General features: G+C 55.7%; 7 protein-coding genes. 4 read left to right on the plus strand and 3 right to left on the minus strand.

Annotation, left to right across the window (positions count from 1 at the left end; genetic code table 11):
* Positions 1-507, minus strand: a 507-nt coding sequence (locus NW807_RS08005; RefSeq protein ID WP_414425777.1) for a DUF2854 domain-containing protein, incomplete at its 3' end; no start/stop codon positions are given.
* Positions 508-629: 122 nt separating this feature from the next.
* On the opposite strand from NW807_RS08005, the gene NW807_RS08010 reads away from it, so the two are divergent.
* A complete protein-coding gene (locus NW807_RS08010) occupies positions 630-2,165 on the plus strand; it encodes an aminotransferase class I/II-fold pyridoxal phosphate-dependent enzyme (protein ID WP_414425778.1) in 1,536 nt (511 codons plus the stop codon).
* 4 nt (positions 2,166-2,169) lie between these two features.
* Here the strand turns inward: NW807_RS08010 and NW807_RS08015 are convergent, their stop codons facing one another.
* The gene (locus NW807_RS08015) at positions 2,170-3,633 is read right to left on the minus strand and encodes a hemolysin family protein (RefSeq protein ID WP_414425779.1); all 1,464 of its coding nucleotides are present in this window, start codon (positions 3,631-3,633) and stop codon (positions 2,170-2,172) included.
* A 132-nt stretch (positions 3,634-3,765) separates the two neighbouring features.
* On the opposite strand from NW807_RS08015, the gene NW807_RS08020 reads away from it, so the two are divergent.
* Complete coding sequence (locus tag NW807_RS08020; protein WP_414393039.1) at positions 3,766-4,680, plus strand: branched-chain amino acid transaminase; 915 nt, start codon at positions 3,766-3,768, stop codon at positions 4,678-4,680.
* Between the two features lie 67 nt (positions 4,681-4,747).
* Entirely contained in the window at positions 4,748-5,266 is a 519-nt protein-coding gene (locus NW807_RS08025; RefSeq protein ID WP_414393041.1) for a phosphoribosyltransferase, read from the plus strand.
* Between the two features lie 81 nt (positions 5,267-5,347).
* On the opposite strand, the gene NW807_RS08030 is transcribed toward NW807_RS08025, so the two are convergent.
* A complete protein-coding gene (locus tag NW807_RS08030; protein ID WP_414425780.1) occupies positions 5,348-8,302 on the minus strand; it encodes a methyltransferase domain-containing protein in 2,955 nt (984 codons plus the stop codon).
* 185 nt (positions 8,303-8,487) lie between these two features.
* Here NW807_RS08030 and NW807_RS08035 point away from each other — a divergent pair.
* Positions 8,488-8,829: type IV pilin protein (locus tag NW807_RS08035; protein ID WP_414425781.1), on the plus strand; the 342-nt coding region annotated here is incomplete at its 3' end.

Raw genomic sequence — 8,829 nt, forward strand, 5'->3', positions numbered from 1 at the left:
CTGCCCCAGTTGCACCTCCACATCTCGGCCAAAGAAGCCTTGCATTTTTTTCTGGTAGCTTTCCTGCCATTGTTGGAAGGGAACCTTGGGGGAATCGAACAGAAGCACCAAGGTATACCGGCCATCTCGCAGCTCTTCTCTGTACCCTCTCACCTTGGGCAGATCTGCTTCCAGAGGGCCGCGCAGACCCAGAAACTCCAGGGCATCTTCTAGGTGGGCATTAGCCCCGTAGCTATATTTGGTGATATCGGCGCGGACTTGCTTTTGAACTTCCGTGGCCTGCTGGGCGCGGGCTTGGATCACCTCGAGAGAAGGGGCGGCCAGGGCAGGTACCGGCTTGAGTTCCACTACCTTCATGGTTATCCCTCCCAACAGCAAGGGGATCCCGGCAAACAGGCCGATGAGATTGAGGGTGGGATCGTTGTAGTGGGCAAAGCCCCAAGCCGTGGCGGCAGCCCCGGCCAGCAACACGAGAGTGCTCAGGGGGAAGGGCAGTTTTTCAAACATACAGGAGAGGAAGAAAGGCCACCTGAAAACCCAGGCTAGCAGGAAAAGCGCCAGCGGTGGACTTAGCCTCCATTGGGATGGATAATCACAAAATGCCCACCTGGTGTGTTGAGGAGTGGTCTGTGGTTCTGTCCAATCTGTCCAAAACCTCTCGTTGCTTGCGCTCGCTGGATCGCAAAGCCCAGGAGCGAGCACCTCTATTTGAGGCCATCCGCCACTATTGCAGCTTGGATAAGGCTCCTTTTCACACGCCAGGCCACAAACAGGGACGTGGGATCCCTGCCGATCTGCGAGCCTTTCTGGGAGAGAACGTCTTCCGGGCGGATCTGACGGAGCTGCCAGAGGTGGACAACCTCCACGATCCCGACGGCGTGATCCGGGAGGCCCAGGAGCTAGCCGCAGCGGCCTACGGCGCCGATCGCAGTTGGTTTTTGGTCAACGGCTCCACCTGTGGCGTAGAAACCCTGGTGATGGCGGTGTGCGACCCAGGGGACAAGATCCTACTACCGCGCAACTGTCACAAGTCGGCCATCGCCGGCGTGATCCTCTCTGGGGCCGTGCCCGTCTACATTGAGCCAGATTTTGACTTGGAGCTGGGCATTGCCCACGGCATCACCCCCGCTAGCCTGGAGCAAGCGCTGGCCCAGCACCCCGACGCCAAGGGCGTGTTGGTGGTCAGCCCCACCTACTACGGGGTTTGCTGCGACTTAGAAGCGCTGGCAGCCATTGCCCATGCCCACAACCTGCCTCTGCTAGTGGACGAAGCCCACGGGCCCCACTTTGGCTTTCACCCAGAACTGCCCCTCTCCGCCTTGGAAGCCGGGGCTGACCTGGTGGTGCAGTCCACCCATAAAGTCATCTCCGGCATGACCCAGGCGTCGATGCTGCACCTCAAGGGATCCCGAGTCGACCCCAACCGAGTCCGCAACATCCTGCAGCTGCTGCAATCGACTAGCCCCAGCTATGTGCTGATGATGTCGCTGGACGTGGCGCGGCGGCAGATGGCACTGGAGGGAGAAGCCCTGCTGGGCCAAGCCTTGGCTTTGGCGGATCAGGCCCGCGCCCGCCTCAACCGTATTTCCGGGATCTTCTGTTTTGGCCCGGAACGCATTGGCTCCACTCCCGGCTTTTTCGATCTGGACCGCACCCGCTTGACCGTGACGGTGTCGGGGCTGGGCCTCTTTGGCTTCGACGCCCACGACTGGGTCAACGAGCACTTCCACGTGCAGCCGGAGATGTCCACCCTGCACAACGTGGTCTTTATTGTTAGCCTCGGCAACACCCAGCGGGATATCGACCGGCTGGTGGAGAGCTTTGCGGCTTTGTCGAAGTATGCCCAGGGATCCCCGCCTTCCCTGGCAATGGCCGAGAAACTGCGGCGCCTGGCCGAATTGAAACGCCCCCCCCTCCCGCCCCAACGGCTCTCGCCGCGGCAGGCCTTTTTTGCCCCCATCGAGCGGATCCCTTTTCAAGAAGCTGTGGGCCGCATCTGTGCCGAAATCATTTCCCCCTACCCGCCTGGGATCCCCATTTTGGTGCCTGGCGAAGAGGTAACCCAAGAGGCAGTGGAGTATCTGCTGCTGGTGCACGAGGCGGGCGGCTTCATCAACGGCCCCGAAGACGTGCGGCTGCAGACCCTCAAAGTCGTCAAAACCTAGCTCCTCAACTGCCAGGCTTCGCCGTCTGGGCAGGGGGGAGTGCTGGCAGGGGGCTGGGAGAGTTGCGGCGATGGCGGACAACCTTCACCCGATCCACCCGCGGCCCCTCCATGCGCACCACCTGGAACTCGAGGCCTTGGTAGGTAAACCTTTCCCCTACGCGCGGGATCTTCTGCATCTGGTAAATCAAAAAGCCTCCCAGCGTTTGGTAATCCTCATGCAAGGGGAGGTTAAGGTGGCAGCGCTCGTTGACCTCTTCGATGTCCAACTGGGCCTGGATAAGGAGAGTGTTTTCGTCCAGCTCCTGGATGTCCGGCTCCTTCCTTTTGGGATCCGGCCCATCGGAGAGCTTGCCGACGATCTCCTCCACCAAGTCCTGAATGGTAATCAGGCCCGCCGTGCCGCCAAACTCATCCACTAGCACCACCATCGGCCAATGGTGCCGCTGCATCTCCGGCAAGAGCTCTGCGATCAGCTTGTTTTCCGGCTCAAAGTGAACCTCCCGAATGAAGGGAGCAATGGGGCTGTGCAAATCCAAGGATCCCTTGGCCAGCTCGCCAATGAGCTCCTTGACGTGAATCAGCCCCCGGATGTCGTCCAAAGACTCGCCGTAGACCGGGTAGCGGGAATGCCCTGATTCGGCCACCTCCGCCAGCACCTCCTGGACTGTGGCGGTTTCGGGCACGGCGTCGATGCTGGTGCGCGGGATCATCACCTCGCTGGCCACTGTCTCGCCAAACTCAAAGATGTTGCTCAACAGCTCCCGCTCCTCCGCCTCGATGTTGCCCGACTCCACCGACGAGGCAATCAGCAGCTGTAGCTCCTCCACCGTCATCGTGCTGTAAAAAGAAGTAGCCTCCGGAACGCGGACGCCCAAAAGGCGCAGCACGCAGCGGGAGGAAAACCGCAGGAGCTCCACAAAAGGATGTAAAAAGCGGCTTACCAGTCGGTTGAGCCAGGCCAGCTTTAGGGCAACTGGCTCCGAGTAGAGAATGGCCAGAGTCTTGGGGAGCAGCTCCCCCAACACGATCTGCAAATAGGTGAGAAGCGAAAATACCGCTACCCCCGACCCACCTTGCACAAGAGCGGGATCCATACCCTGCAACCAGGGCAGTTGCCTCAGAGCCAAGAACAGCGTCGGCGCCACTTGGGTAGCCCCGATCCAGCCCAACAGGACGCTGGCTAGGGTGATGCCCAATTGGGCGGTGGAGAGGGCATACTCCAACTGCTCCTGGGCTTTTTGGACCATTGCCGCCTGGCGGTTCCCCTCACCGGCCAACTGCACCATGCGGGAGCGCCGCGCCGACACCAAGGAAAACTCCACCGCCACAAAGAAAGCGTTGATGAGGAGAAGGGCAATAATCCAGAGGAGACTGAGAGACGCCTCTCCCCACGCAAGCTTAGAGCTAGGGGCCGAGCCTAAAGGAGGGTCGTCCATCAGGGGAGCAGCAAGACGGATAGACAGCATTCTAGCTTAGAGCGCCTCCGGCCCTTGATTCTCTAGCGCCCGTCAGGTGGGCTAGAGAACGGCGGACTCCCGCTGCTGCGTCAATCGGCGATAATATTCCTACCCCTTTTCCTGCTGCAGTAGGTGCCGACCATGCCCGATTTTCTGCCCTACGCCTACTTTCAGGGCCAGATCGTTCCCTTTGCCGAGGCGAAGATCTCCATTGCCACCCATGCTCTGCACTACGGGACGGCAGCGTTTGGCGGCCTGCGCGGGATCCCCGATCCGCAAAATCCGGATCAAGTGCTGGTGTTTCGCCTGGATCGCCACTGCCGACGGCTAAGCCAAAGTGCCCGCCTACTCTGCTTCGATTTGCCTGCGGAGAAGATCGAGCAGGTCATTGTGGAGCTGATCCGGAAAAACCGCCCTTCCACCTCTTTCTACATCCGCCCCTTGGTGTATACCTCCGACCTGGGCATCTCACCGCGGCTGCACAACATCGAGAAAGACTTCTTCGTGTACGGGTTGGAATTGGGAGACTACCTCTCGCCGGAAGGGGTAAGTTGCCGCATCAGCTCATGGGCCCGCCAGGAGGATCGCAGCCTACCGCTGCGGGGCAAGATCACTGGTGCCTACATTACCTCCTCCCTGGCCAAGACCGAGGCAGTACAGTCTGGCTTCGACGAAGCTATCTTAATCAGCTCCCAGGGCAAAGTGAGCGAAGCCTCGGGCATGAACATCTTCATCGTGCGCAACGGCGTGCTGATTACCCCCAGCTTCGACCAGGACATCCTAGAAGGGATCACCCGCGACAGCGTCCTCACCTTGGCCCGCGACCTAGGGATCCCCACCCAAGAACGCCCTGTCGATAAGTCAGAGCTGTTCATCGCTGACGAGGCCTTCCTCACTGGCACCGCCGCCAAGATCACGCCCATCCGCCAGATCGAGCAGTACGTCCTGCCGTCGTCCCGCCCCATTACCGAGCAACTGCGGCAGAAGCTCACAGCCATCATGGAAAACCGGGATCCCGCCTATTCCCACTGGGTAAAGGTGATCCCTCTGAACTAAAGTCTTAGATTGCCATCTCCAAGCTGGCTAGGTGCGATATAGATAGTTAGAGCTGGAGAGGGATCCCTTGCACGAGATTTCCATCACCTGGGCCGACTACCACCGCAAAATCGAAGAGCTGGCCGTCAAGATTTACGAAAGCGGCTGGGAGTTTAACCAAATTGTCTGCATCGCCAAAGGGGGGCTGCGCATTGGCGACACTCTGGCCCGCCTATTCGATCTCCCTCTAGCAATTCTTGCTGCTTCCTCCTACTCCGGCCCTGGCAATCGCCAGCGAGGGCAGCTAATTTTCTCGCGGGATTTGGCCATGACCACCGCCAACCTGGGCAGCCACGTGTTGTTGGTGGACGACTTGGTCGATTCCGGCATGACCCTGAAGCGCTCTGTCCACTGGCTCAAGCACCACTACGGCTTTTACATCGAGGAAATCCGCACCGGTGTACTCTGGTATAAAGCAGCCTCCATCTATCAACCGGATTACTATGTGGACTATTTGCCCGATAACCCTTGGATTCACCAGCCCTTCGAACCCTACGAGCAGATGACACCCAAGCAGCTAATGGAGTCCCTGCGCTCTTTGGGTTAAACTGCAAATCTAACTCCTGAGTAAGCTTTTAGATCGACAAGCAGCTCAATACACCGTATTCCGGTTGCTGAAGTTGCACCCCTACTTAGTTGCGACTACATTTAGGCTAACTGGTTCCCCGAGAAAGACCATATCGCTGCAATCATTGAACAGCCCAAATCTGTCCACCTTTCGAATAACCCTGAAACCTACCTGAGCAAGTAAAGCAAATAAGTATTCCCACGAGAAGCCAACTTTATGGTAGTTTTGCTCATCTGCTTGGTCACCAAACATCATACGCATAATGCGAAACCTCTGCTCTAAAGAAACTTCATCCTTCAGATAAAGACGGCAGAGAGTAGGCATATCTGGGACACTGATCATCAACTGGCCCCCGAAGCGCAAAACCCGGTGCCACTCTTTGAGAGCAGTAGGTAGTTCACGTGTGTAGTTAAAGCGCTGCAGAATATAGGGAGCGTAGATGGCTTCTATAGAGTTATCTTCAAATTGACTGAGATCAACGGCGCTTCCAACATAATCCACATGGTCTCCTACCTGACTATCTAGAATCTTCCAGTCTGGATGAGGCTGCTTACCTCCAATATGAAGACGAATAGACTCAGCGGGCTTGGGCTCAGCTTGGCAATCTTCTAGAGGAGGAATAGATTGAATGAGTTGATGCTCATAAGCTAGCTCGAAGAAAACTCTCTCCATGGCTTTAGCCAACCGCTTTGGATCCCATACTATTGATCTGTGATATGAATCTCGAATAGTTTGCTTAGCTTTAGCCAAGCGTTCTGGATTATTGCCTAGCTGGATCCCACGCTCAATAAACTCCTCCACCGACCAGGTGATGCAATCCTCGAGGCCAACATTTTTCAGCAGGCTGTAACTCATTCGGCCATAGTAATGCCTGCCCACTAGGGTAAGGACTGGCACACCCATATAGAGAGCTTCCATGGTGTGGGTTGCACCTGTGTAGGGGAAGGTATCCAGAACGAGATCCACTAAGGCTAGTTGGCCACGATGCTCTTCCACACTGCTGGCTTTAGCAAGAAATCGGACGCGATCGAGAACGCCCAGCTCTTTGGCTCTTTCCTGGTAGCGTCTAATAACCGTAGCAATTTCTCCTGATCCTTTGACAATCAAAACTCCGTTGGGAACGGCCTTTAAGATTTGCAGGTGAGCGTCGATACATTTGGGAGTACGTTTGTAAGCACTAGCTGCGGTTAGGAAAACAACATTTTTCGGCTCTATTCTCAGACTAGTCTTAAAGTCTACCTCGTTGGCAGCACAGACGTCCAGATGATCAACAGCACAGTAGCTGGGCAAGCGAATAATTCTTTCATGGTAGTCAGCTTGGGCCTCCTCAGGAAGGATATGGGGATCGGCAAAGAAGTAGTCAAATTCCGGCAAACCGACAGCATCTCCACCAAGCCAGCCAATTTGGATAGGAGCGGCCCGCAAAGCTGCTACGATGCTGGCATCGTGACTGGTAAGGGAGTCCATAAAAACCATGATATCGATGCGATCCTCACGCGCTTGAGCAGCTACTTGAGGCGGCTTGGTTTCTCCTGGAAAAAAGCGAAAATGGAGATTTTCGTGAGAGCGAAACTTTCGATACATATTGTCATGACTGGCCATATCTTCATTTTTCCACCCCTGGTAGTAGTAGTAGACAACGTCCAGAAGATCGCGAGATAGGTTCCTGAGAGTAGCCTCACTGAGAAAGCCAACCGAATGTCGCTGAAAGCAGTTACCCAGAAAGCCTACCCTCAGCTTTCGCTTAGTTCTGCCAGATCCGCAGTAGTCTCGCTGATTCTTCTGCCAATATTCCGACCAAAGAAAGTCTCGCTGAGAAGCCATTAAGCTTAGGCAGTCGTTAAAGATTCTACCACCAATTTGTTGGTAATGACGAATCAGAGAGCGATCGTCAGTTAGATAACTCCAACAAAAGCAAACTCGAAACAGGATGGCTTTAGCAATCGTTAGACTCTCGAGTAGATTTTCATCGTTAATTCTTAGTGATCCTAAGTCGGCTTCCCTCGATAAAATTAAGTCTATAATTTTCTGGATAACAAAGTTTACCCGTTCCAGCTGTGCAGCATGGATCAACTTTTCCAGCGATTCTGATAGAAGGGATAGACGAAGAGTAAAGTTCTCTTGCACCTGTGAGCTCTCGGCCGCCGTGATGAGAGCTTCTCCTAAAATGGAATAGCCATCGCTGGTGGAGTGCTGGAAGAGGGCACGAGCTGCTTTTTGAAAGAAGTCGCCGATCAGATCCTCTATTGTCCACAAACCTTGATAGCGCTTCGCCTGCTCGGGATCCACCGCATTGGCTAGCTGGGCTAGCAAAGCAGCAAATCCGGATTTCTGGTCCTCCAAAAGACGAGCTTGTAAAGCTGTGGCCACCTCGAAGAACAGATCCAGGTAGCCGTCATCCCATAGCCGAGTGAGAAGTTGAGTCAGGAGGGGCTCCTGGGTAATGTCTAGGGTCTGCTCTTCTCCCAAACTGGCCAATTGCTCCGCCAAAGCCTGCCCGTAAAAGCCCACGGCCAGCTCGTCTTGAGCTTGCAGGGATCGCAACAGTAGAACCTGGGTGTTGTCCCGCCGGGATGGATCCAGCTCAAAAGCCAGCTCGCGCAGCTTCAGGCAAACCTGGAAACGTTGTTGCTGCGAATCTTCAGTGGAGCTTTTTTCCAGGCTTTCTGCCAAGGATAGCAACACCTCTACCACCTTCTCCGCCGGCAGGATTCCTGCTTCTACCAAAGGTGTGTAGAGCTGGTAGGCAAGGTTCAGCCGGTTGGCAGCCAAGGCCTGCTCCAGCGCCGATAGGGTGATTGCCTCTGGCTCAGAGGGAGAAGCCGACTCATCAGCCAATGAAGATGAGGGGAGGTCACAGAAGCCCCGCAAAAACTCCCGCCAACCCTTTGCGTCTTGCTCTCGGTAGAAAGCCACCAGCCACTCTGCAAAGGCATTGGGAGCCTGCTGAAGCAGTTGCCTAGCTTCCAGGATCTGGGCTTGCAGTGTAGGGTTCATGGGTGGGAAGGAGATCACGAGTCCTAGTTTGCCCCGCTGCAGCCAGCTCAGCTAGACCACCGGTTTTTGGGCTGCCCCTAGCAGAGATCCGCAATTGCACTCCGTGGGAGGGGACTGTTATGAACTGCCCGCCAGCGGGGTAAGTTAATAGCGGCAGGTAACCTGCACGGTTAACTCTCTAGGTTGTCAAAGGATCGAGTACCATGAGTGCGAAGTCTCGTCAGTCTCTGTTTCGGGCCAAGCTAGCTCAGCATATCCTCTCTGCGTCTAAGGGCTTCACCCTGATTGAGCTTCTGGTGGTAATTGTGATCGTCGGCATTTTGTCGGCGGTGGCGATCCCGCAGTTCTTAAACCAAGTGCGCCGCTCCCGTACAGCCGAAGCTCAAGCGGCTCTCACTGAAGTAGGCCGTGCCTCTGAAGTCTACCGACTCGACTTCGGCGTCTATCCTGACGAGTATACTTGGATCGAGTACGGTGGAGAAAATAATGACAAGTACATGAACGATCCGTGGAGGGCTCCCAACTACCAGACACCAGTGGCTAGT

It is taken from the genome of Synechococcus sp. R70.1, assembly GCF_047461675.1.
Lineage (GTDB): Bacteria > Cyanobacteriota > Cyanobacteriia > Thermostichales > Thermostichaceae > Thermostichus.

Excerpts from the sequence above, each read along its gene's own strand:
- NW807_RS08015 (WP_414425779.1), bottom strand. The coding sequence starts at position 3,633 with ATGCTGTCTATCCGTCTTGCTGCTCCCCTGATGGACGACCCTCCTTTA.
- NW807_RS08020 (WP_414393039.1), top strand. The coding sequence starts at position 3,766 with ATGCCCGATTTTCTGCCCTACGCCTACTTTCAGGGCCAGATCGTTCCC.